Genomic DNA, 24,159 nt, shown 5'->3' with positions numbered 1-24,159 from the left:
ATGAACATAAATTATAAATATAATAAGCTTATTGACTATCTAAAGGATTTAGGAAGTGTTGCAGTAGGTTTTTCAGGAGGAGTAGATAGTACATTGTTATTAAAAGCAGCAAAGGAAGCTTTGGGCGATAATGCTATCTCTATTACAGTAGTGGCACCTTATATACCTAAGTGGGAAATAAAAGAAGCTAAGGAATTGGCAGATAACATAGGAATAAAATCATATTTTTTAGAAGTTCCAATGCTTGAAGAAATAAAGTTTAATCCAGAAGATAGATGCTATATATGTAAAAAAAGTGTGTTTAATAAAATAAAAGATTTTGCAAATGAAAAAGGTATTAAATATATAGTAGATGGAACAAATGCAGATGATACTAAGGATTATAGACCTGGAATGAGAGCTTTAAAGGAATTAGAAATAAAGAGTCCTCTCTTAGAAAACTCTATTAATAAAGAAGAAATAAGAATGTTATCAAAGAAATTACAATTAAATACTTGGAATAAACCAGCTTATGCATGCCTTTTATCAAGAATCCCTTATAATCAAGAAATAAAAAGAGAAGATTTAGATAGAATAGAAAAATCAGAAGTATATATGATGGAATTAGGGTTTAGAGCAATAAGAATAAGAAGTCATGGAGATTTAGCTAGAATAGAAGTACCCAAAGAGGATAGAATCAAGTTGTTTAATGAACAGGTTTTAGATAAAGTATCAAAACATTTAAAAAAATTGGGATTTAAATATGTTACATTAGATATAGAAGGATATAAAATGGGAAGTTTAAACGCTGAAATAGATATAAAATAGCTTTAAAAGAGGTGATAAAATATGAATACAGAAGATGTTAAAAAATTAATGTTAGATGTTAAGAATGATAAAATTTCCTTAGAAGAAGGGGTAAACCTATTAAAAGACCTTCCTTTTAAAGATTTAGGATATGCTAAAATTGATAATCATAGAGAGATAAGAGTAGGATATCCAGAGGTTATATATTGTGCAGGAAAAACAGTGGATCAAATAAAAGGTATAGTAGAGTTTATGCTTACAAAAGATAATAATATATTAGGTACAAGAGCTTCAAAAGAGGCCTATGATGAGGTGAAAAAAATATGTCCTGAAGCTGAATACAACGAATTAGCTAGAACTATAGTTATAAAAAAAAGAAAAGTAGAATCTAAAGAGGGATATATAGCTGTAGTTACAGCAGGAACATCTGATATACCAGTTTCTGAAGAAGCAGCTATTACAGCAGAGATATTTGGAAATAAAGTAGAAAGAATTTATGATGTAGGAGTAGCAGGAATTCATAGATTATTTGATAAGCTACAATTAATAAGAGATGCTAAAGTTATTGTAGTAGCAGCAGGAATGGAAGGAGCCTTGGCCAGCGTGGTAGGAGGGCTTGTTGATAAGCCTGTAATAGCAGTACCTACTAGTATAGGATATGGAGCTAACTTTCATGGGCTTTCTGCATTATTATCTATGTTAAATAGTTGCGCAAGTGGTGTAAGTGTTGTTAATATTGACAATGGTTTTGGAGCTGGATATTTAGCTAGTATGATAAATAATTTATAATAATTATAAATAAATAACCTAGTGATTTTACAATCATTAGGTTATTTTTTTTTATATAATGAATAGAATATTATTAAAGTTAGTTTGTGAATACTTTGTAAATCATAAAGTTAAATTATTGACAATTAGTCATTTGGTAATATAATGATTATATGCAATCATAATTATAATAAAATATAGCTAAAGTTTAAAATAATTTTATTTTATGGGGAAGGAGATCATTATGAAAGTAATAAATTTATTGCAAAAATCTGCAAAGGATAAGATGGTAAAAACTGCAGCAGGACTACTTAGCACAAACCCCGAGAAAAATGTAGACAGATTATTTAAATTAATAGAAAAAACGATAGCTAGGGATGAGGACAATCTAAAAAGATTAAAAGTTGTGGAAGATGAGTATTATAATAATCCATCAACACACGAATTTGTGCAAAATCTATTTAAAACAACAGACAAAAATTGCATGCAGAAATTTTTCACAAATTTTTTCGCAAATGCTGTTTGGTATGGAATGCCAAAGAGAGAACAACTTTTTAAAGAAGAAGGTATAAAAACACCTTTTGTAATATTAATAAGTCCGTCTATGAGATGTAATTTAAGATGTACTGGCTGTTATGCTGCAAATTATAGTAAAGAAGATGATATACCATATGAAGAAGTAGATAGAATAATTAAAGAAGCTAGAGAAATTGGAATATATTATTTTATAGTATTAGGTGGAGAGCCGTTCTTTAATGAATATATGTTAGACATTTATGAAAAATATAATGATTGTGTGTTTACACCTTTTACAAATGGGACTTTATTTAATGATGAATTAGCAGATAAAGTTAAAAATTTAGGTAATATAATACCAATGTTTTCATTAGAAGGTTTTGAAAAAGAAACTGATGCAAGAAGAGGAAAAGGTGTATTTAAGAAAGTTATGCACGGCATGGATCTATTAAGAGAAAGAGGTGTACTATTTGGTGTTTCTACAGCCACTGGTAGAAATAACATAGATACAGTAATTTCAGATGAATTCATAAATATGTTAATAGAAAAAGGCGCTAAGATGAGCTGGTATTTCATATTTATGCCTGTGGGTGAAGATCCAGATTTCAATCTAATGTTAACCCCAGAGCAAAGAATATACTTAGGTAAGCAAGTTAGAAAAATAAGAAATGAAAAGCCATATTTTGCTATAGATTTCTTTAATGATGCACCATATGTTGGTGGTTGTATAGCAGGAAAATATTATTGTCATATAAACTCACATGAAGATGTGGAACCATGTATATTTGCTCATTTTGCTACAGATAACTTAAAAGATAAGGAGTTAATAGATGTATTTAAAGGACCTTTCTTTAAGGAACTAAGAAATAGACAACCTTACAACAATAATCTATTAAAGCCTTGTATGATGATAGATAATCCAGAAGTTATAAGAGAGGTAGCTAGTAAAACAGGTGCTAAACCAACAGATAAAGGAGCAGAAATGATGCTTCATGACGAAGTATTTAAAGGCAAATTGGATAAATTAGCAAAAGATTTTCATCCTTTAGCAGAAAAAGCTTGGAAAGAAGATTTCCATGAAAAAGGGAATTATGGAATGTCAAAAGGCTAAAAATAAATTCACTTTATACTATGAAGGTATTTCATTTAAAATGAGATGCCTTCTATTTACTATATAAGAATTTATTAAAGCTCTAGTTAAAATAAAAATATATAAAACTGGATTTTATTATTAAGACTTCATTAAGTTGAACATAATTATATTATAATATATTATAATTATGAGTATATGTTTAAATGTATTAACATAAGACCTTTAAAGGAGGTTAATAATGAAGAAAAATAAACTTATTTATATAGGGATTGTTATAGTATTAATAATAGCTGCTACCTTAATTATTTTAGATAAGTATAATAATAACAAGAATTTTACAAAAGACAAATTAGTTATATGGGGGGATATTAAGCATAACCAGGCTATGAATGAAGGTGTTAAGTCCTTTAAAGAAAGATATCCTAACGTAGAAATAGAGTTTTATAATGTAAATAGTGAAAATATTATAGATGAATTTTCAAAAATAAAAGATAAAAATTTATATCCCAATGTAATATGTTTAAATGACAAAGATATAAAACAGTTTGGAACAAGATACTATAAAGATGTAATTATACTAAATGATGTTATAAAAAATAATATAAAAGATTTTATTCCTTATAAAAGAGAACTGGTAAAGATGTACAATAATTTCATTGGTGTTCCATACACTGTAGAACCTATAGCATTATACTATAGAAAAGATTTGTTGCAAAAATATAATATAGATGGTAGAGATATAAAAACATGGGATGATTTTATAAAAGTTGGGGAAGAAATACATAAAAAAAGTACTGGAAAAGTAAAAATGCTTTCATTTAATAAAGAAGACAACAGTATGCTTGAAATTTTGCTGAATGAAAAAGGAAGTTATTATTTTGATAAAGATAGTAAATTACAAATAGATGAACCAGACTACATAGATGCTTTTAATATTTTAAAAAGAATGGAAACAGCAAATATTACATTGAATGATAAAGGAGATTTTAAACAATTTGCTAATAATAATAATATAGTGAGTGCTCCATATAATTCACAGTTAGCTAATTATTTGATTAGTCAAAGAAAAAAAGAAACAGGAAAATGGGACATAATAAAATTGCCAGCCTTTGAAATAGGAGGTAAAAACTCTGCAATCACAGGAGGTACATCTATTGTTTCAATAAAATCTTGTAAGGAATCTAAAGATAAACTATCAATAGAATTTGTAAGGAGTATAACATTAAACAAGTACAGTTTAAATAAAGGATTTATTGATTATGGTCAATTTCCCTCATATAAACCAGCTTATGACTATGATAAATTCTCAGAAAATGTTAGATATTTTAATGGAGAAAAAATTTGGAGAATTTTTGTTGATATAGCAAATAAAACGCCTAATATAAATTATACTAAAGATTACAATGATGTAAAAAATGTTATGATTAATTTAAAAAAAGATTTACTTAATAGTAAAGATGTAGAAAAAGAATTGAAACATATAAAAATTTTTATTAATAGTATAAAAAAATAAATAATATAAAAAGGTTAAAATTTATTTGTAAATTTTAACCTTTTTTATGCTATTTTAAAATATCTTTGTATACATTTAAAGTGGCTTTGGAAGTTTTATTCCAAGAAAAGAACATTGAACGTTCATAAGCTTTTTTACTTAAAATATTCTTTAAATCTTCATTTTTTAGTATGTTTACCATGGAATTTGCTATTTCATCGATATCTAAAGGATTTATATTAATGCAACAATCGGAAGTAACTTCTGGAATAGAGGTAACATTAGAAGCTACAACTGCGCAACCACAGCTCATAGCTTCAAGTGGCGGAAGTCCAAAACCTTCGTATAATGAAGGATAAATAAATAAACTACATCCGTTATAAAATATAGGTAAATCTTGTTCGTCTACAAAATCCGTAAAAATTATATTAGAACTTATTTTTAATTTATTACTAAGTTCATATAATTTTTCTCCTTCATCTTTTTTAGAACCTACTATAACTAAAGCGTGTTTTTGTGGCAATGTGTGATATATTTTTTCAAAGGCTTTTATTATAGATTTAACATTTTTCCTAGAACTAAAGCCTCCTAAATATAGTATAAAAGGCAACTCTATTCCATACTTTTTTCTAAGTATATTTTTACAGTAGGATTTATTTAATGGCTTATATTTTGAATCTGCAGCTAGGGGAATAACCTTGATTTTATCTTCTTTCATAGGAAAAAACTTTAATATATCTTTTTTTGACCACTCAGATACAGTTATTATTTTATGGGATAATTCAATTATTTTAGGCATTTCTTTTAAAAATTTATTTAAGTACCCTTTACCAACGGTTTCAGGCATTATATAAGGAATTAAATCATGAATAGTTATTACAGTGTTACAATTTATATTTTCAGAAACACCTATACCATTTTGTGGAATATGATATATATCAGATTGGGATACATTAAGATTATACGGTATATAGGTTTGTTCAAAAAATCTACTATTTTTTTTAGAGGTAAGTATAATATTGGTATTATGTTTTTTAAATTTAAGATAGTCTCCCCCTGACCAATATATATTGAAGTAATCTTCTGTAGCTTGTGGTATCATATTTGTCAATATTTTTTCAGTATATGTTCCTATGCCTGTACCTCTATACCAATTTATTCCTCTGCCATCTATGGAAATTTTCATTTTTATAACCACCTCATTAAAAGCATTTATTATATATGTCTTAATATAAAGTATATCTTTACTGTTATATATAATATTAATGTTTCCTAAAAAATGTTCCAGTTATCACCAAAGTATGAGATTTTCATATAATACATATAGATTAATAAAATAATGGAGGCATTATTTTGAATAAATCAGAAATTATAAACATAGTGGAAAACAATTATGATATAAATATTAATTCCATAGAAAAAATAAAAAATGTATATAAAATAATTAATAATTCTAATAAAGCATATGCTTTGAAAATAATAAAATATGAATTTAAACATTTTTTATTTATAATAAGTTGCATGAAGCATTTACAACATAATAATTTTGGTAAGATTCCAGACATAATTCCTAATAATAAAGGATTAGATTATACAAAGATAGATAGCTTTTATGGGTATATAACAGAATGGGTAGAAGATTCAAGGCAATGTAATTATAGCAATCCAGTAGAAGTTATTATGGCATCTAAAAAATTAGGAGAATTACATGAAAAAAGTAAAAATTTTTATTTAACAAAAAATATGAATCCTAGAGTTGGATGGTTTAAATGGCCTAAGACATTTGAAACAAGAAGAGATGAAATATTAGATTTTAAAAAAAGAATATTGAGTAAAGATAAAAAAAGTGAATTTGATAATTTTTATATGAGAATATTAGAAGATGAGATTGAGAGAGCGGAAATGTCAATAAAAAACTTATGTGAAACTAATTATCTAAATGTAATGCTAGAACAAATTAATGATAGATGTTTTTGTCATCATGATTACGCTAATCATAATATACTTATAGATAATGAAAATCAAATATATATAATAGATTTTGATTATTGTATTTTGGATACTAAATTACACGATTTATCTAGCATACTTATTAGAGTTATGAAAAATGGTAAATGGGATCTAAAATCAGCAGAGCTTATTTTAGATTCATATAGAAAAGAATCATATATAGATAAGGAGTATATCCCTATAATAGCAGCTTTTATGGAATTCCCACAGGATTATTGGCAAATTGGTATACAATATTATTGGGAAAAACAACCTTGGAGTGAAGAATTCTTTCTAAATAAGTTAAATAGATTTTATGAAGACAGAGAAGAAAGACAAGAGTTTATAGAAAAATTTAGAACTATCAATATTTAAGGAGAAATATAATCATGTCTAGTAAAAAAGATTACTATGATGATACAAAGGAAGATATAAATGAATTAAATAAATATGAAGAAGAACTAAAAGAATTAAAAGAGTCTGTTAAAAAGTTGAAAGAAATAAAGAAAAAAAAGAAAAAGATAAATAAACTTAAAGACGAGGAAAGGGAAGTTTTAAGAAAGATAAGAAAAAAATATAAATAGATACTAAAGGAGGTGCAATATATGAAATGGATTCATTAAAAAAAATAATTGATATGTCTTATTATTTAAAAAGTAAGGATATAAATATAATAGAAGATTTTAAAGATGATAATAGAAATTTAAATAATATATCAGAGGAATTAGTATTAGATCAATTAAAAGTAATTAGCCTTTTTCATAAAAATACACTTGGACATAAAAGCTATATAAGAAGTGGAATGAAAAATAAAACAGGTAGTATAATTGAAAAGTATAAATTAGATTTAAAAAAAATAAATAAGTATGTTAAGAAGCTAGAAAACAAGGAAAGCAATAATAGCGATATGGAAAAATTAATATTAGATTACATGCCTAGATATATAAAAAGAGCAGAAAAATGTATAGAAAATATATATGAAAATGGCTATATAGATTTAGTATGGAGAAGTATGAAAAGAAAAGAAATATGTTTGGAAAAAACATACTTCGATAATATTAGGTATAATAAAGCTATAGAAGTTATAGATATCAGCAAATGTAATTATAATATCATAGAAATGGATTGTATAGAATTATTATATAAAATAAATAAAAAAAATTCATCTTTAAATATAAAAAACTTAAGTAAAAAATTTTGTGAATTTGAAGATCTAGATGATGAAAGTTATAAATTTATTATTTATATGTTATCTTATCCTTACTCCGTAATAAAATGTTGCACAAAGTATATAAAAGATGAAGATTTAAATAAACAAAAACACTATGTGAATAGACTTAATAAGGCTATGAAATTAGATAATAATAGCTTTGTTTAAAGGAGTGATTAAATGGATAAGCTAAATAGAAGTTATCTTAAAAAATATAATTTGTCTTTAGATTTATTTCAACAATATGATCTTACAGTAAAGGATATATATCCTATAAGAAATGTTTATATTATAGATACAGATAAAGGTAAAAAAATATTAAAAAAAGTTAATTACACAATAGAAGAGTTGAATTTTATAAAAGAAGTGATAGATTATATAAAGATTAATTTTGGAAGAATAATGGATCTGGAAAAGAATTTGCAAGGGGATATATATACAATATATAAAGGTGAAATGTATTGTTTAATGGATTTAATTGATGGACGAGAATGTCAATTTAGTAACCCCTTAGATTTAAAAATTTCATCTATAGGTTTAGCTGAAATGCATAAGGCATCTAAAGGATTTAAGACAAATTTTAATAAAAAAATATTACATGGAAAAGCTATAGAACAATTTAAAATAAAAAAAGAAGAAATGAATTTTTTTAAAAAAATAGCTAATATTCATGAAAATAAGAATGAATTTGATAATTTATTTTTGACTGAAATAGATTATTATATAGATGAGGTGAATAAAAGTTTAAATATATTAGAAAATAGCTCTTATTATGATGTATGTAAAGATAGTAATAATATATCTATTTGTCATCACGATTTAGCATATCATAATATATTGATTAAAGAAGATAAATCTTATTTTATAGATTTCGATTATGCTATTTTAGATTTAAAGGTTAACGATCTATGTAATTTTATAACAAAAGTTATAAAAAATTTTGCATTTGATATTAATAAAGTTAATATTATATTGAATAGCTATTCTAACACATACAATATAGATAAAAAAGAATTAGAAATACTATATGGTTTATTAAGCTTTCCATATGATTTTTATGATATATCTAAAAATTATTATACAAAACGAAAAGATTGGAATGAAGATGCATTTTTCAATAGATTAGTAAAAAAATGTAATTATAAAGAGGATAGAAAAGACTTTTTAAAACAGTTTAAAAATAGTATATTATAATATAAATATGAATTTAAATAAACATAAGCATTATCAAATTTTACTGTATAAAATTTGATAGTGCTTTATATATTCTTAAATAAGTTTTCATATATAATTATATGATATAAAAATTATTAATATATAGCTGTAAAAAAGACTCCAGTAAAATTTTTCTGGAGCCTAGTTAGAGGAGAGTATTTTATTATAAGCTAATATGGTATCTTTAGCACAATTATTCCAAGTAAGTTGAGAGGATCTGTTTAACCCTCGTTTTATTAATATATTTCTCATGTTTTCGTTGGATAAGGCAGTATACATAGCTTTACATATACTATCAGTATCATAAGGATTTATTAACATTGCGGCATCTTTAGTTATTTCTGGTATAGATGTTACATTAGATGTTATTACTGGAGTACCACAGGCCATAGCCTCTATAGGTGGCAATCCAAAGCCTTCATAAAATGATGGATATACAAATATTTCTGCACAGTTATAAAAGTAAGGCAAATCTTTAACTGGTATAAATCCAGGAAAGAGTACCTTATTTTCTAAGTTTAGTTCACGAACTTTATCTATATATTTTTCATATAGTTTACCTTTTCTTCCTACTATAACTAAACAAATATCTTCTTTATATATGTTTACAAGATTAGAGAATGCATCGATTAGTCCCAAAATATTTTTTCTAGGGCTAAATCCACCCACATATAATATAAAGTTTTTATTTATGTTATATTTCATTTTTAATATATTTTTACAAAAATTTTTATTTAGAGGTATATAAATATCTTCACTGGCTAAATAAGTTACAAAAATTTTATCTTCAGGATAGTTAAAAGATTTGATTATATCCTGCTTAGAAAAATTAGAAACTGTTATTATGCCATCAGAAGAAGAAACAATTTCAGGCATTTCTTCTGAAAATATTTTTAAATATCTATCACTTACGGTTTCTGGCATTCTATAAGGAATTACGTCATGTAAAGTTATTATAAATTTACAGTTTTTTTTGTCTTGTGGAAGACCTACACCGTTTTGAGGTACATGATAAATATCCATACTGTTGTTTTTTAATATAGCTGGTATGTTCACCTCATTCCAAAAGTTCTTTGGAGAATGAGCATTTATATTTTTTATATTAAAATTATTATTTAATTTCAGAGGGGAATTTGAAAATTCAGGATTAAAAATTAAATAATCATTTTTTTTATCCATTTTACTTAAAGAATTGATTAATTGGTAAGTATAAGTGCCTATTCCTGTTCCTCTATACCAATAGGCAGGCCTTCCATCAATACCTATGCGCATAAAAATTTTCCTTTCTTAATTCATCATAATTCATTATATTAATTTGCATGGAAAAGTGTTAAATTACTTCTAAAAATATAATAATGCACATATAGTTTTAATAGAGGTGGTTAACTATGATGAGAGAATTTGAAATTGAAAGACAGTTTAATATTAAAATTGAAAAACTTAAACCTCATAGAGGAGTGTATCATTTAAGAACAAATGAGGGAGATAGATGTTTAAAAAAAATTAATTATGGAGTGCAAAAATTATTATTTGTTTATGGCGCTAAAGAGCATCTTGTTAAAAATGGATTTAATTATGTAGATAATTATTTCTTTAATTTAAATGAAGAGCCCTATGCACTTGTAAATGAAGATATATATACTCTATCAGAATGGATAGAAGGGAGAGAATGTAATTTTAGAGATAAAGAAGATCTTATATTAGCAGCTAGGGCTTTAGCCTATCTCCATATAGCATCAAAAGGCTATGAACCTCCAGAAAATAGTAAGCTAAAAACTGATTTAGGTAGATGGCCAAATTTAATGAGAAAAAGAATTAAATCCTTAGATAAAATGAGAGAAATGATAAGAAAGAATAATAATAAAACAGATTTTGATTTGACCTATATAAAAAACATAGAATTTTACAAAGAATTAGGTAAAAGATCTATGAAAGTCTTAGATGATTCTGCTTATATGGAAATATGTAAGGCTACAGAGGAAGAAAAGAGCTTTTGCCATCATGATTATACTTATCACAATATAATAATAGATAAAAATAATAGCATTAATGTCATAGATTTTGATTATTGTAAAAGAGAAATAAAAACCTATGATATTTCTAACTTTATGATAAAGGTTCTAAAGAGAGTAGATTGGAACATAGAATATGCAGAACTTATATTAAATTCCTATACAGCAATAAATCCATTAAAACAAGAAGAATATAGGACTTTATTTGCATTTTTATTATTTCCACAAAGATTTTGGAGATTAAGTAATAGATATTATTATAATGAAGTTACGTGGCCATCCAATACTTTTAACAAGAAGATGGAGGAATTGATTTCTGAACAAGATAAATATATTAATTTTATTGAAGAATTTAAAAAAATATATTCACAGAAAGAATAATGAATATACTAAGGCATATGAAGCTTGTATAGTTTTATATGCCTTAAATAGTTTTATTAACAAATTTATCATAAATGTCATAGTATATAGAGTAATTGATTTATTAAGGTGGAGCTAATTATATGGAAATTGGAGACATAGTTGTAAGAAAATCTTATAAAAAAGATATAACCTTTAAAATAATAGATATAAAGAAAGAATCTGAGGGAGAGATATATACCTTAAAAGGTGTAAATGTAAGAATAATAGCGGATGCCCCATATGAAGATTTAGAAGAAGTGTCAGTAGCTACTATGACTAAGAAAGAGGAAGTGTTCACTGGTAAAGTTAATGATTCCATAAAAAAAATATTAGATGATAGAAAATTTAGAGGAGATGATAAGGGAAAGCACTCAAACAAGAAAGGCAAGATAGAAAAAATGTACAGGTCAAGTAAAAATGTAAAAACTAAAGAAATGTATTTTGGAAGGCCAGGTAAAATTCTTCATGTAGATGGAGATTCTGAATACTTAGATACATGCCTTAAGGTATATAAACAATTACAGTTAGATGTTGTAGGAGAGACTATTCTAGAGCGAGAACAACCAGATAAGATATTAAGCTTAGTTAAATTATATAAACCTGATATAGTTGTTGTAACAGGTCATGATGCGGTGTTAAAGGAAACAGAAAATTATACAGATATAAATAATTATAGAAACTCTAAATATTTTGCTAAAACTGTAAGTGTTTTGAGAGATTATGAAAGAAGTTATGATGATTTGATAATATTTGCTGGAGCTTGTCAATCTTGTTACGAAGCTATACTAGATGCAGGGGCTAATTATGCTAGTTCTCCAGGACGAATTTTAATACATTGTTTAGATCCAGTATTTTTATGCGAAAAAATAGCTTATACAAACATAAGCAATATAGTATCTATACAAGATGCTCTAGAAAATACAATTACTGGTATAAAAGGAATTGGGGGATTACAAACTAGAGGGAAATATAGAGAAGGCTTTCCTAAATCAGAATATGTGTAAAGAGGGTATAAAAATTCTGAATATATATATAAATTTAAGGTAATATTAAGAATAAGAAGAAATTTTTAAAAAAATAACAATATTTATATTAAAAATAATATTGACAAACCTTATAATAAATTGGTAAAATATAAAGTTGATTTGACATTTTCTATATTTTAATGTATAATGTAAAATGTAGAAAGAGGGTGTTAAATATGGAAAGAAGAAATGTCATAGCTAACATAAAGAGAGACATAGAAAGCCATGTTGGTGAAAGGGTAACTTTAAAGGCAAATGGTGGAAGAAGAAAAACATTTGTTAATGAAGGTGTACTAGAAGAAACTTACCCAAGTATTTTTGTTATAAGATTAGAAGACGACACCCAAAGGAAAGTGACATATAGTTATTCGGATGTATTAACAAAGACTGTTCAATTGAATTTTGTATTATAAATGCATTGGTACTAATAAGTACCAATTTTTTTTTCTTTTATGCATAATTTCCATAAAACTATTGTATACATTATTAGTAGGTTTTATGGGAGGGATAAATTAAATGGACTTGAATTTACTTAAAGAAAATATAGAATGCGAACAATTACTTGGAGAAAATTTTGTAAATACCCCTATAAAGGGTGAATATGTTATTCCGGATACTCATCCAGATGTTTATGAAGTACTTATGTTAGATGCTAAACCTTATATAACAAGTAAGGAAGTTATGCAAGATAAGCTTTATATGGAAGGATATATAGACTACAACATATTATATCTTGCAAAGGAAGATGAAAAAGGAGTTTTGTATAACACTAGATATAGTAATAAGTTTTCAAATGATATGCAGATATCTGGCACAGAAAAAGATATGCTATGTGAAGCAGAATGTGTTATTGAGGATATGTATTGTAAAATAGTTAACGAAAGAAAAATATCTATAGAGGGTATAGTTAGATTAAAAGGAGCAGTGTATAAAAAATATAATTTTGAAATAATAAAGGATTTAAATGCAATTGAAGATATACAAATGCTTAGAAATCCTATATCTATTGATAAGATAGCAGGCACAGCTAAAGGAGAGATTTTGGTAAAATCCAATATAAAAATAGGAGCGGATAAACCAGAGGTAGGAAGTATATTAAAGACCAATTTAAATATTCATAAGAAGAAAGTAACTGTGCTAGATGATAAAGTAAGTGTAGAAGCTTTTGCTAAAATTGAATTAATGTATAGGGCTAAAGATAGTAGAGACATTTATTATATAATAGATGATGTATTTATAGATAAAGAAGTAGAATTAGAGGGTGTGAATTCCTTCATGGAAAGTTATACGGATTTTACCGTAGAAGGAATAAATATAGAGCCTAAAGAAGATGATTTAGGTGAAAGTAGGATTGTAGATGTAGAAGCTCTTGTTAAATCTAATACAAGAGTTATGTACAAAAAAGAAATAGAACTTATAGAAGATATGTATTCACCTAACATGATGTTAGATATGAATAAAGAGGATTATGAATTAAATGTTATGCAAGGTCATTCTAAAGGAGAAGCTATAGTTAAAGAAAATATAGAAATAACATCTGATATGCCTGGTATAAGAGAAATAATAATGACAGAAGGAAAGGCATATATAACAGATAAAAAAATAGTGGAAGATAAGGTAGTTGTGGAAGGAATTTTAAATGCAGAAGTTATGTACAAGACTACAGATGATGAGAAGTATGTTTATACTTTAAAAGAAGATATACCTTTCAACTGCACTATAGATATACCAGGAGCTAAAATAGATATGCAATGCATGACAAAGATTGTACTGGAGAATATAGAAGCTAGCATAGAAGCTAATACTATAGCTGTAAAAGCTTTAATAGAGGTATATTCAAGAGTTAACTATATATCACATAAAGAGTTCTTAGTAAATGTAGAACCTATGGAAGAAGAAATTCCAGAAAAAAAAGCTAGTATAACAATATATGTGGTACAACAAGGGGATACTCTTTGGAAAATAGCAAAGAGATATCATACCACAATAGATAATTTAGTGCTAATTAATGAAATAGACAATCCTGATGTTATAAAACCTGGGCAAAAATTAATAATACCAGGAAAAGCTATTATATAATCTTATATAAAATTAAATATATATTACAGTTAGTTTTTAATTTTTACAAATTTTAAGTTGTAAAATGTTTAAAGCTACTAATTTTATGAAATTGTAATAGGTATCCAGTAAATTAATTTAATATTTAATTTATATAAATAAAAAATCTCTATATGACAATAATATTATAAGTATTGTTATATAGAGTATTTTTGTGCATAAAAATAGTTTATATGGAAAAAATAAAAAATATATATAAAAGGAAGGGGTATGTATTTTGACAAAAAAAATACAAGGTAACCTCATAATTATAGGAGGAGCTGAAGATAAAAAACATGATAAAGACATATTAAAAGAAGTATGTAAAAAAATAGATAAAGAAAAAGAAGAATTGTTAATAGCTACTGTAGCATCTGAATTACCAGAAGAATTAGGTGGAGAATATACAAATATATTTAAAAATCTTGGAGTGAAAAATGTAAGAGTACTAAATATAAATAATAGAAAGGATACTCATTATGAAGGAAACATAAGTTTAATTAAAAATGCATCACTTATATTTTTTACTGGAGGAGACCAATTAAGAATAACAAGCTTATTAGGTGGAACCCCTCTTTATAGTGCATTAAAAAAAGCTTATAGAGAAGGTTGTATATTTGTTGGTACTTCAGCAGGTGCATCAGTTATGAGTGATACTATGATAGTTTCTGGATTAAATGATGAATCACCAAGAAAATGTACGTTAAAAATGGCACCAGGATTAGCACTTATAAAGGGAGTAATAATAGATCAACACTTTGCTCAAAGAGGAAGAATAGGAAGACTTTTAACTGGCATTGCAGAAAATCCTCAATGGCTAGGAATAGGAATTGATGAGGATACAGCTATTGTGGTGAAACCAGAGGGAGAATTTAAGGTGATTGGATCTGGAGCAGTATATATAATAGATGGAACTGAAATAAGTGGTACAAACGTTTCCGAACAATATCCAGATGAAATATTATCTATATTTGATGTTAAATTTCATGTGCTTAAAAATGGAGATAAGTTTGATTTAAATTATAGAAGACCTATATAACAGAGCATATATGTTTTTGGAAAAGAGGAGGAAAAGTTACAACATGAAAATAGAAAATATAAGAGTATTTGAAGGACGAAATATTTATTCCCACAAAAAATGCATAAGAATGGATGTAGACTTAGAAGGATATAGTAATATATCTAGTAAAGAAATAAAAGGATTTAATAAGACTCTTGTTAATTATATTCCAGAATTAAAAGATCATTGCTGTTGTGTAGGAAGAAAAGGTGGATTTGTAGAAAGGCTTTACGAAGGGACTTATTTATCTCATATATGTGAACATTTAATAATAGCACTACAAAATAAAATTGGTATAAATGTTAGTTATGGCAAGGCAAGAGAAATAGAAGGAGAAAAGTATTATATAATTTATCAATACCAATATAAAAATGCTGCTATTGAGTGTGGAAAGATAGCTGTAAATCTAATTAATAATATAATAAATGGTAAAAAGTATGATGTAAAAGCCAAAGTTAAAGAATTAATGTGTTTATTAAAGTCAGAGGAACTTGGACCTAGTACTTCATCCATAATAGAACAAGCTAAAAAAAGAAATATTCCCATTATGAGGATAGGAGAGGACAGTATGTTTCAATTGGGATATGGGGTCAAAGGCAAATTTATAGAGGCTACTATGTGTAATGATACTAGTTCTGTATCTGTAGATATAGCTTGTGATAAACTTTTATCTAAAAATATATTAATTGATCAGTGCATACCTGTAGCTGAAGGGTATAAAATAAAAAATTATATCGATTTATTATTTAAAGTGGAAAGAATAGGATATCCAGTAGTATTAAAACCTCGCTTTGGTAATCAAGGCAAGGGTGTAATGGTAAATATAAAAAATCAAAAAGAATTAGTAAATGCGTATAGCACAATAAATAAAAAATTTCAAAATATAATGATAGAAAAATATATTAAGGGCAATGATTATAGAGTTTGTGTTGTTGATGGAAAGGTAGTAGCTGCAGCGCAGAGGATTCCACCATACATAATAGGTAATGGTAAAAGTACAATTTACGCATTAATAAGACAGTTAAATAGAGATGAAAGAAGAGGAAATGGACATGAGAAGCCTTTAACAAAAATAAAAGTAGATAAAGATCTTAAAGATAATATATATAAAGAGGGATATACTCTTGGGGATTTGCTTCCTAAGGGACATAAATTGGAATTAAGGCATAATGCTAATTTATCTACAGGAGGAATAGCTATAGATTGTACTGACTTAATATGTGATGAAACTAAAGAAGTATGTGAGAGAACCGCTAAAGCTATAGGATTAAATATATGTGGAATAGATATATGTTGTGACGATATAAGAAAACCCCTTGGTAAGAATGAAGGAATAATTGAAGTAAACGCAGCACCTGGTATAAGAATGCATCAATATCCTTATAAAGGTGAAAGCAGAAATGTAGGAAAGGCTATAGTAGATATGATGTTTAAGAACGATGATGGGAACATACCTATTATAGCTATTACAGGAACAAATGGAAAAACTACAACTACTAGATTAATAGGGCATACTTTAAAAAATTTAGGTAAAAAAGTAGGTATGACAACTACTGGTGGTATATATGTAGATAATAAATGTATAAATAAGGGAGATACTACAGGATATTATAGCGCTAGGGCAATACTTACTAATAGAGATGTAGACGTAGCAGTATTGGAATTGGCAAGAGGTGGATTAATAAGATCAGGATTACCTTATGATTTAGCTGATGTAGGTATAATCACAAATATTACAGAGGATCATTTAGGCTTAGGTGGTATAAATACTTTGGAAGATATGGCTTATGTTAAATCATTGGTAGGAGAAGCTGTTAAAAATGATGGATATGTGGTTATAAATGGGGATGATAAAGCCAGTTTAGGGATTGTAGATAGAATCAAAAGCAAAATTATACTGTTTACTAAAAATAAAAATAATCCCATCATATCTAAATATTTAGATGATAAAAATTTAGTAGTATATTTAGATCAAGATACTATACATTTAAAAAGTTTAAGTAAAAATGAGGAAATAATAAATATTAATAAAGCACCAATAACTTTAGGTGGAAAGTTAACTTATAATATAGAAAATATAATGGCGTCAGTAGCAGCATTAATAGGAATAGGAGTAGATATAGATACTATTAGGCAAGGAATAGAAAGCTTTAATAACAAGGAACAAAACCCTGGTAGATTTAATGTTTATGATGTGGAAGGAACAACTGTAATATTAGATTATGGACATAATATTGATGGATATAAAGTAGTGTTAGAAGGAGCTAAACAATTTAAACATAAAAAAATAATAGGAGTAGTGGGTGTTCCAGGGGACAGAACTGATAGTAGTACACTAAAAGTAGGTAATATATGTGGAGAAAATTTTGATTATATATATATAAAAGAAGATAGAGATAAAAGGGGAAGAAAAGATGGAGAAATAGCAGAATTATTGAAAAAGGGTATTGTAGAATCAGGGTTTAAAAAATCTCAATTAAATATAGTGTTAGATGAAGAAGAAGCCCTTAGAAAGGCTATAGAATTTTCTGACCCAGGAGATTTAGTTGTAATGTTCTTTGAAGAATTAGAACCAGCAGTAGATATTGTAAAGGATAAAATAAAAAGAGGAAAACATACAACAGATAAAACAGCATTAGCTTAAAGTTAAAGCTACAATTTATGAATATCATGATTGTAGCTTTAATTTTTTTGGTGTATTATGTATTTTATACTATGTTTTTTTGGAGGAATAAAATGTTATCAAAAGCTCATGCTAAAATAAATTTGTCACTAGATGTAATAGGAAAAAGGGATGATGGATATCATCTTTTAAAGATGTTAATGCAGACTATAGATCTTTATGACTTAATAGAAATAAAGAAGATAAAAAAAGGTATAATAATAGAGTGTGATAGGGAGTACATTCCTAAAAATAGTAGAAATTTGGCTTATAAGGCAGCGGAACTATTTTTAAATAAGTATAATATAAATTCTGGAGTTAAAATAAATATAATTAAAAATATACCAGTAGCTGCAGGATTGGCAGGGGGAAGCACAGATGCAGCTACGGTTTTAAAAATAATGAGAGATATATTTAAACCGAATATAAATAATGAACAATTAAAAGAGATATCTTTAAATATTGGAGCGGATGTACCCTTTTGTGTGGAAGGTGGAACAGCCCTTTGTGAAGGTATAGGAGAAAAAATTACTACCATAAAGCCTTTTAAAGATAAAATATTAGTGCTAGTTAAGCCTAATTTTGGGGTGTCTACAAAAGATGTGTATAGTAATTTAAGAATTGAAAAAATATATACTCATCCTCATACAAAGAAACTAATACAAGCAATAGAAGATAATGATTTAAATTTTGTAGCTAAAAATATGAAAAATGTCTTAGAAAATGTTACTCTTAGAAAATATAAAACATTAAGTTCCATAAAAACCAATTTCATGGAATTGGGTGCTCTAGGAACTATGATGAGCGGAAGTGGGCCAAGTGTATTTGGATTATTTGATGATATGTTAAAGGCGCAAACATGCTATGATAATTTGAAAGAGAAATATAAAGAAGTATTCATAACTAGAACAATATAATAAAAAGGACCATAGAAATATATTTTTAAAATTATTTCTATGGTCTTTTTAGTGTTTTTATATAAAACTAACAATTTAATTCAATGAATAAATTAAGGTTGTAAAGGAAAAAATACTTTAGAAGTAATTTTTGGCTTGTAGGAGGATTTTATGGAAAAAATAATAGGCATATTTGATAAGTACTTTGTAATTTTAGTATTAATTGAAGGCTTTATTACCATATTTATTGATGCTCCTTCTTTTAAAAAATCCAATATGATAAAAAGCTATAAACAAGCAAGATATATGGGTATTTTTATTGTAATTGTAAGTTTAATATTATATATTTTGCAAATGACATTATTTTAAATAGGGTATTTCTAAAAGGGAGTGTAAAAATGAAGGAAGCAGTTAAAGATGATATATATACAAATATAAATAAAAATATACAATACATAAAAGAATTACTAGAAGGTAATTCTGATGTAGTTTTTAGAGATTTTCTAATAGGAAATCAAAAAGCATTTATGATGTACATAGATGGTATGGCAGATAAAAATTTATTAAATAACTATGTAATGGAATCACTTATGTTAGAAGCAGATAAATCTACCAATATAAAAGATATTAAAAACAAGATTTTAACGGTAACAGATGTATCTGAACAAGAAAAGTTGAGTAAAGCTATAGATTTAATATTGTCAGGAGACACACTATTATTGATAGATGGCCTACATAAGGCATATGTAATAGCTACAAGACTCTGGCCTGTTAGGGGAGTTGGTGAACCAGATTCAGAAACAGTTATAAAAGGTAGTAGGGATGGATTTACAGAGACTATAAGATTTAACACTGCATTGGTAAGAAGAAGAATAAGAGATACTAGATTAAAAATAAAATCTCAAAAATTGGGGGTAAGATCCAAGACAGATGTGGCCATTATGTACATAGAAGATATTGTTAATGAAGATGTCTTAAATAATTTATATGATAAGTTAGAGACAATAAAAATTGATGCCATATTAGAGAGCGGATATGTAGAACATCTTATAGAAGATAATAAGTGGTCTATATTCCCAACAACTAAAAGTACAGAAAGACCAGATGTGGTAGCTTCAGCTCTATATGAGGGAAAAGTAGCTATTTTGGTTGATAATTCACCTTTTGCAATAATAATTCCAGCTACTCTTCCAAGTTTATTTCAGTCTCCAGATGATTACTATCAAAGATGGATATATTCATCAATAATAAGAGTAATAAGGTTATTTTCTATACTTGTTGGAATGATATTACCAGCTATGTATGTGGCGGTAACTTCTTATCATAGTGAAATAATACCATCTAAATTGGCCTATTTTATAGCTGCATCTAGGGAAGGAGTGCCGTTTCCTGCTTATATGGAAGCTATAATAATGGAAGTTAGTTTAGCATTATTAATGGAATCTGTAGTTAGATTGCCAAAACCTGTAGGGTCTACTATAGGAATTGTTGGTGGATTAATAATAGGTCAGGCAGCAGTATCAGCAGGCATTGTAAGTCCCATAATGATAATTATTATTTCCATAACAGCTATAACTAGCTTTACATCTCCAAGCTACGATGTAAGTTCTTCCCTTAGGATAATTAGATTCTTATTAATTATAGCAGCATCGCTTTTAGGATTATATGGTGTAGTTCTGGGATTAATAATACTATTAGTACATTTAGTAAAGCTAAAAAGCTTTGGAATACCTTATTTATCTCCTGTTGTTAATCCAAGTATAAGTGACTTTAAAGATATGTATATCATAGCCCCTATAAGATTTTTTAAGAAAAGACCAGATTATATGAAAACTAAAGACAAAATAAGACAAAGATAAAATAGATTTGGAGGAATTTAGTAGTGAGGGATGATAATTTTGTAACATCATATAGCTTGTTTGCTACTATTGTAAGTAGCGTTATTGGTATAAGTGTATTTTCTTATGCTAGTGATCTTTCCAATACAGTTGGAAATGATGGATGGATTGTAATAATAATAAGTGCTTTAATTAGTTTCTTGCTGATATATATTATGAGTTCCATTGTAAGACTTAATAATTATAATGAATTTTATAAAGTAGTAGATGATAATTTTGGAACAGTATTAGGTAAAGTTATAGCTTTAAGTTTTATTATTTATAATATTATATATATATCCAATGGATTAAGAGTTTTTATAGAGGAAATTAAATTATATTTATTGCAAAAAACTCCCACAGAATTTTTGGTGATTATTACTGTGATTGTTGGTAGCTATATTATAAGGGGAGAACTAGATACTCTTGTTAAATTTAATGAAGTAGCTTTTTGGATTAGTTTTATACCAGTTATATTTTTATTAATATTTGCTATATATCAGGGAGATTTTACAAATTTATTACCTGTATTACAGGCTAAACCTACAAATTACATAACGACCACATGGACTACTATAACTAGATTTAAAGGAATAGAAATTGTATTTTTGATGTTACCATTTATGAAAAAAAAGAAAAAGACATTAAAAGTGTTAGTTAATAGTTTGTTTTTTATATGTATTTTTTATATTTTAATAGTAGTGTTATCTGTAGCCATGTTTTCATCAGAACAAGTAAAATTAATGCTTTGGCCAGGAATAACAATGATAAAATCAATAAATATACCTGGTACATTTGTTGAAAGATGGGAAGGAATAATTATGGCTATATGGGTGTTGTTCTTCTTTACTACATTTACTAATTCCTATTATTTTTCAGCAGATCTATTAAAAGATATATTAAATATGGAGGACATAAAATTATCTGCATTACTTATAATACCATTTGTATATATTATTTCAATATATCCTGAAAATGTGGCTGAAGTTACTGATATAGGTAAAAATTTAATGCCCATACTGTTTATTTTAAATATAGTAGTTATTCCTATAATTTTATTTATAGTAAGTAAGTTTAAATCAAATAAAAACAAAAGACCATATTCAAAATAAGTATAAGCATAAATATGTATTTAGGAGTTGTTATATTATGAAATTAAAAAGATATTTAACCATAATGCTTATATTATCAACTATGTGTATGACAGGATGCTGGGATAAGGTAGAGATAGATAGAAAAGCTTTTGTTTCTGTTTTGGGAATAGATGCAGGAAAGGATATATCAAAAGAGGAACATTTAAATAGAGTAAGTCAAGGAGCATCTTTTACAGGAAATAAATTTGATAAAATTAGAGTAACTTATTCTTTCCCAAATATAAGTGAATTGGGTCCTGAAAAAGGTGGAACTGCAGGGGAAAGTAGTATGTCAGTAGATGCATACTCAATGCAAGATAGTTTAGACAAGGTTTCAAATAAAAGTAGTAGGTTTATAAGCTTTGGACATTTAAAACTTATAGTTTTAAATTCAAGCCTTTTAGATTCTAGTATTACATTTAAAGAAATAATAGATTATTTACAAAGGCAACCAGCTGTAAATAGAATGACGTATATAGTATTTTCAGATAATAAAAGCGAAGAAATATTAAATTTTAAACCTAATATGGAAAAAAGTATAGAAAATTATATAGTAGGGATATTAGAAAATAACACTCAAAATAACACAGCTTTTCCTCTTACTTTAAATGAATTTTTAGAGTCTACCAGTGAAAGTAATTCAGCACTAGTGCCTGTTATTAATATAGATAAAAAGAATAGAAATTTTAAAATAGCAAAAGTTGCTGTAATCAATAACAATAAAATAAAGGGATATATAACTACAGAACAGGCTAATAGTATACAACTTATAGGTGACAAAAAATTTAAAGGGGGAAATAGAACTATAATAAAAGATGGAAGTCCTTTAGACTATTCCATACAAGATAGTAGTAGGAAAATCACGTTAACAAATAAAAAAAATTTAACTTTCAATATAAAATTAGATATAGAAGGTGAGATTAAAGGATATAATATTGATAAACAAATATCTTCTAAAGGAGATATAAATAAAATAGAAGAGGATTTAAATAAGGCTATAGTTCAAGAAATAAATGAAGCTGTAAGAATATCTCAAATTGATTACAATACAGATATTTTACATTTGGATGAATACATTCATAAACATCACCCTAAACTTTGGAAAGAGATAAAGGGAAATTGGAATGATTTATATAAGACTGCAAATATAAATGTTACTGCAGATACAAAAGTTAGGAGAATAGGATCTATAAAATAATTTAAAAAAATGAATATAACTATAATACTTGGTAATAATATCTAATAAATAAGACAAGCAGGGGGAGTAAATATGAAAAAGATATTAGTTTCTATGTTAGGTATTATAGTTATATTATTTATTGGTTTTAGTTCTTTTAAATTAGTCCATGGTAGTACAAGAAGTGATCAAGAAAATATTTCAAAGAAAATAATAAGATTTCATGTTATAGCAAACAGTGATAGTATAGAAGATCAAAGTCTAAAGCTTAAAATTAAAGATGAAGTAATAAAATATATGATGCCTAAATTAGATAAAAGTAATAGTATAGATGAATCAAGAAAAATATTAAAAGAAAATAATGATGAAATTAAAAAAATAGCACAAAATATTATAGAAAAAAATGGATACAAATATTCTGTTGATACTCATTTAGGGCAAGACCAATTTCCTATAAAAACTTATGGAAACATAACTTTACCACAAGGAAAGTATGAAGCATATAAAATAGTTATAGGAAATGGGAAAGGGCAAAACTGGTGGTGTGTAATGTTTCCACCGTTATGTTTTGTTGATGTGACTAAAGGTGAAGTATCATCAAAAAAGACAGAGCAAAAAATGAAGAAAGTATTAAAAGATGAAGAACTAAAAAAAATCAATAATTCTAAAAACTCTTATGAAATAAGATTTAAAGTTGTAGACGAAATTAATAAATTAAAAAAATAAATAAGACTCTGTATTTAAAAAAT

The 24,159-nt window shown here is 26.5% G+C and carries 22 protein-coding genes; 20 read left to right on the top strand and 2 right to left on the bottom strand.

All coding sequences use genetic code 11. The annotated features are described in order from the left end of the window. The 4 genes from larE (at position 1) to NGI68_RS11345 (ending at position 4,676) form a co-directional block, all read left to right on the top strand. Entirely contained in the window at positions 1-807 is an 807-nt protein-coding gene (gene larE / locus NGI68_RS11360) for an ATP-dependent sacrificial sulfur transferase LarE (RefSeq protein ID WP_251861603.1), read from the top strand. 21 nt (positions 808-828) lie between these two features. Beyond that, entirely contained in the window at positions 829-1,575 is a 747-nt protein-coding gene (larB, locus tag NGI68_RS11355; RefSeq protein ID WP_251861602.1) for a nickel pincer cofactor biosynthesis protein LarB, read from the top strand. A 223-nt stretch (positions 1,576-1,798) separates the two neighbouring features. Beyond that, the gene (locus NGI68_RS11350; protein WP_251861601.1) at positions 1,799-3,181 is read left to right on the top strand and encodes a radical SAM/SPASM domain-containing protein; all 1,383 of its coding nucleotides are present in this window, start codon (positions 1,799-1,801) and stop codon (positions 3,179-3,181) included. A gap of 220 nt (positions 3,182-3,401) precedes the next feature. After that, entirely contained in the window at positions 3,402-4,676 is a 1,275-nt protein-coding gene (locus NGI68_RS11345) for an ABC transporter substrate-binding protein (protein WP_251861600.1), read from the top strand. Between the two features lie 49 nt (positions 4,677-4,725). Here NGI68_RS11345 and NGI68_RS11340 read toward each other — a convergent pair whose 3' ends face one another. After that, positions 4,726-5,841, bottom strand: a complete 1,116-nt coding sequence (locus tag NGI68_RS11340) for a glycosyltransferase family 4 protein (protein WP_251861599.1) — start codon at positions 5,839-5,841, stop codon at positions 4,726-4,728. 167 nt (positions 5,842-6,008) lie between these two features. Between NGI68_RS11340 and NGI68_RS11335 the strand changes: the two genes are divergently transcribed. The 4 genes from NGI68_RS11335 to NGI68_RS11320 are packed head-to-tail and all read left to right on the top strand — an operon-like array spanning position 6,009 to position 9,048. Then, complete coding sequence (locus tag NGI68_RS11335) at positions 6,009-7,019, top strand: CotS family spore coat protein (protein ID WP_251861598.1); 1,011 nt, start codon at positions 6,009-6,011, stop codon at positions 7,017-7,019. A gap of 14 nt (positions 7,020-7,033) precedes the next feature. Further along, a complete protein-coding gene (locus tag NGI68_RS11330; protein WP_251861597.1) occupies positions 7,034-7,228 on the top strand; it encodes a hypothetical protein in 195 nt (64 codons plus the stop codon). A gap of 26 nt (positions 7,229-7,254) precedes the next feature. Next, positions 7,255-8,022: a spore coat protein CotS gene (locus tag NGI68_RS11325; protein ID WP_251861596.1), complete on the top strand. Its 768-nt coding sequence runs from the start codon at positions 7,255-7,257 to the stop codon at positions 8,020-8,022. A gap of 12 nt (positions 8,023-8,034) precedes the next feature. After that, positions 8,035-9,048 carry a CotS family spore coat protein gene (locus NGI68_RS11320; protein ID WP_251861595.1) on the top strand — a complete coding sequence of 338 codons (1,014 nt, stop codon included), beginning with the start codon at positions 8,035-8,037 and terminating at the stop codon, positions 9,046-9,048. Between the two features lie 162 nt (positions 9,049-9,210). On the opposite strand, the gene NGI68_RS11315 is transcribed toward NGI68_RS11320, so the two are convergent. Then, positions 9,211-10,341 carry a glycosyltransferase family 4 protein gene (locus tag NGI68_RS11315; protein WP_251861594.1) on the bottom strand — a complete coding sequence of 377 codons (1,131 nt, stop codon included), beginning with the start codon at positions 10,339-10,341 and terminating at the stop codon, positions 9,211-9,213. A gap of 116 nt (positions 10,342-10,457) precedes the next feature. On the opposite strand from NGI68_RS11315, the gene NGI68_RS11310 reads away from it, so the two are divergent. From NGI68_RS11310 to spoIIR, 12 genes are all read left to right on the top strand, one after another. Further along, positions 10,458-11,462: a CotS family spore coat protein gene (locus tag NGI68_RS11310; RefSeq protein WP_251861593.1), complete on the top strand. Its 1,005-nt coding sequence runs from the start codon at positions 10,458-10,460 to the stop codon at positions 11,460-11,462. A 122-nt stretch (positions 11,463-11,584) separates the two neighbouring features. After that, positions 11,585-12,487 carry a sporulation peptidase YabG gene (gene yabG / locus NGI68_RS11305; protein WP_251861592.1) on the top strand — a complete coding sequence of 301 codons (903 nt, stop codon included), beginning with the start codon at positions 11,585-11,587 and terminating at the stop codon, positions 12,485-12,487. 197 nt (positions 12,488-12,684) lie between these two features. Continuing rightward, positions 12,685-12,921, top strand: coding sequence for a Veg family protein (locus tag NGI68_RS11300; protein ID WP_251861591.1), 237 nt, complete (start codon positions 12,685-12,687; stop codon positions 12,919-12,921). A 103-nt stretch (positions 12,922-13,024) separates the two neighbouring features. After that, a complete protein-coding gene (locus NGI68_RS11295) occupies positions 13,025-14,587 on the top strand; it encodes a DUF3794 and LysM peptidoglycan-binding domain-containing protein (protein ID WP_251861590.1) in 1,563 nt (520 codons plus the stop codon). A gap of 256 nt (positions 14,588-14,843) precedes the next feature. Beyond that, complete coding sequence (locus tag NGI68_RS11290) at positions 14,844-15,644, top strand: cyanophycinase (RefSeq protein ID WP_251861589.1); 801 nt, start codon at positions 14,844-14,846, stop codon at positions 15,642-15,644. A 43-nt stretch (positions 15,645-15,687) separates the two neighbouring features. Next, entirely contained in the window at positions 15,688-18,309 is a 2,622-nt protein-coding gene (gene cphA / locus NGI68_RS11285) for a cyanophycin synthetase (RefSeq protein WP_251861588.1), read from the top strand. A 92-nt stretch (positions 18,310-18,401) separates the two neighbouring features. Beyond that, the gene (ispE, locus tag NGI68_RS11280; RefSeq protein WP_251861587.1) at positions 18,402-19,244 is read left to right on the top strand and encodes a 4-(cytidine 5'-diphospho)-2-C-methyl-D-erythritol kinase; all 843 of its coding nucleotides are present in this window, start codon (positions 18,402-18,404) and stop codon (positions 19,242-19,244) included. Positions 19,245-19,394: 150 nt separating this feature from the next. After that, a complete protein-coding gene (locus tag NGI68_RS11275; protein WP_251861586.1) occupies positions 19,395-19,592 on the top strand; it encodes a CLC_0170 family protein in 198 nt (65 codons plus the stop codon). 29 nt (positions 19,593-19,621) lie between these two features. After that, positions 19,622-21,082, top strand: a complete 1,461-nt coding sequence (locus NGI68_RS11270) for a spore germination protein (RefSeq protein ID WP_251861585.1) — start codon at positions 19,622-19,624, stop codon at positions 21,080-21,082. A 23-nt stretch (positions 21,083-21,105) separates the two neighbouring features. Then, positions 21,106-22,212 carry a GerAB/ArcD/ProY family transporter gene (locus NGI68_RS11265; RefSeq protein ID WP_251861584.1) on the top strand — a complete coding sequence of 369 codons (1,107 nt, stop codon included), beginning with the start codon at positions 21,106-21,108 and terminating at the stop codon, positions 22,210-22,212. A gap of 37 nt (positions 22,213-22,249) precedes the next feature. Further along, on the top strand, positions 22,250-23,431 hold the full coding sequence (locus NGI68_RS11260) for a Ger(x)C family spore germination protein (protein WP_251861583.1): 1,182 nt from the start codon (positions 22,250-22,252) through the stop codon (positions 23,429-23,431). Positions 23,432-23,503: 72 nt separating this feature from the next. Beyond that, positions 23,504-24,136: a stage II sporulation protein R gene (gene spoIIR / locus NGI68_RS11255; RefSeq protein ID WP_251861582.1), complete on the top strand. Its 633-nt coding sequence runs from the start codon at positions 23,504-23,506 to the stop codon at positions 24,134-24,136. Positions 24,137-24,159 lie beyond the last annotated feature (23 nt).

Source organism: Clostridium sp. Marseille-Q2269, assembly GCF_943736985.1.
Lineage (GTDB): Bacteria > Bacillota > Clostridia > Clostridiales > Clostridiaceae > Clostridium_F.
Note: the sequence above shows the minus strand (reverse complement) of the source record. Positions and strands in the feature narration are given on the sequence as shown.

Bases quoted from the DNA above. Each gene is read 5' to 3' on its own strand.
- NGI68_RS11340 (WP_251861599.1), bottom strand. From the start codon at position 5,841: ATGAAAATTTCCATAGATGGCAGAGGAATAAATTGGTATAGAGGTACA.
- NGI68_RS11270 (WP_251861585.1), top strand. From the start codon at position 19,622: ATGAAGGAAGCAGTTAAAGATGATATATATACAAATATAAATAAAAAT.
- yabG (WP_251861592.1), top strand. From the start codon at position 11,585: ATGGAAATTGGAGACATAGTTGTAAGAAAATCTTATAAAAAAGATATA.
- NGI68_RS11320 (WP_251861595.1), top strand. From the start codon at position 8,035: ATGGATAAGCTAAATAGAAGTTATCTTAAAAAATATAATTTGTCTTTA.
- larB (WP_251861602.1), top strand. From the start codon at position 829: ATGAATACAGAAGATGTTAAAAAATTAATGTTAGATGTTAAGAATGAT.
- NGI68_RS11300 (WP_251861591.1), top strand. From the start codon at position 12,685: ATGGAAAGAAGAAATGTCATAGCTAACATAAAGAGAGACATAGAAAGC.
- NGI68_RS11315 (WP_251861594.1), bottom strand. From the start codon at position 10,341: ATGCGCATAGGTATTGATGGAAGGCCTGCCTATTGGTATAGAGGAACA.
- NGI68_RS11330 (WP_251861597.1), top strand. From the start codon at position 7,034: ATGTCTAGTAAAAAAGATTACTATGATGATACAAAGGAAGATATAAAT.
- NGI68_RS11345 (WP_251861600.1), top strand. From the start codon at position 3,402: ATGAAGAAAAATAAACTTATTTATATAGGGATTGTTATAGTATTAATA.
- ispE (WP_251861587.1), top strand. From the start codon at position 18,402: ATGTTATCAAAAGCTCATGCTAAAATAAATTTGTCACTAGATGTAATA.
- NGI68_RS11350 (WP_251861601.1), top strand. From the start codon at position 1,799: ATGAAAGTAATAAATTTATTGCAAAAATCTGCAAAGGATAAGATGGTA.
- NGI68_RS11310 (WP_251861593.1), top strand. From the start codon at position 10,458: ATGATGAGAGAATTTGAAATTGAAAGACAGTTTAATATTAAAATTGAA.
- NGI68_RS11295 (WP_251861590.1), top strand. From the start codon at position 13,025: ATGGACTTGAATTTACTTAAAGAAAATATAGAATGCGAACAATTACTT.
- NGI68_RS11275 (WP_251861586.1), top strand. From the start codon at position 19,395: ATGGAAAAAATAATAGGCATATTTGATAAGTACTTTGTAATTTTAGTA.
- spoIIR (WP_251861582.1), top strand. From the start codon at position 23,504: ATGAAAAAGATATTAGTTTCTATGTTAGGTATTATAGTTATATTATTT.
- larE (WP_251861603.1), top strand. From the start codon at position 1: ATGAACATAAATTATAAATATAATAAGCTTATTGACTATCTAAAGGAT.
- NGI68_RS11260 (WP_251861583.1), top strand. From the start codon at position 22,250: ATGAAATTAAAAAGATATTTAACCATAATGCTTATATTATCAACTATG.
- NGI68_RS11325 (WP_251861596.1), top strand. From the start codon at position 7,255: ATGGATTCATTAAAAAAAATAATTGATATGTCTTATTATTTAAAAAGT.
- cphA (WP_251861588.1), top strand. From the start codon at position 15,688: ATGAAAATAGAAAATATAAGAGTATTTGAAGGACGAAATATTTATTCC.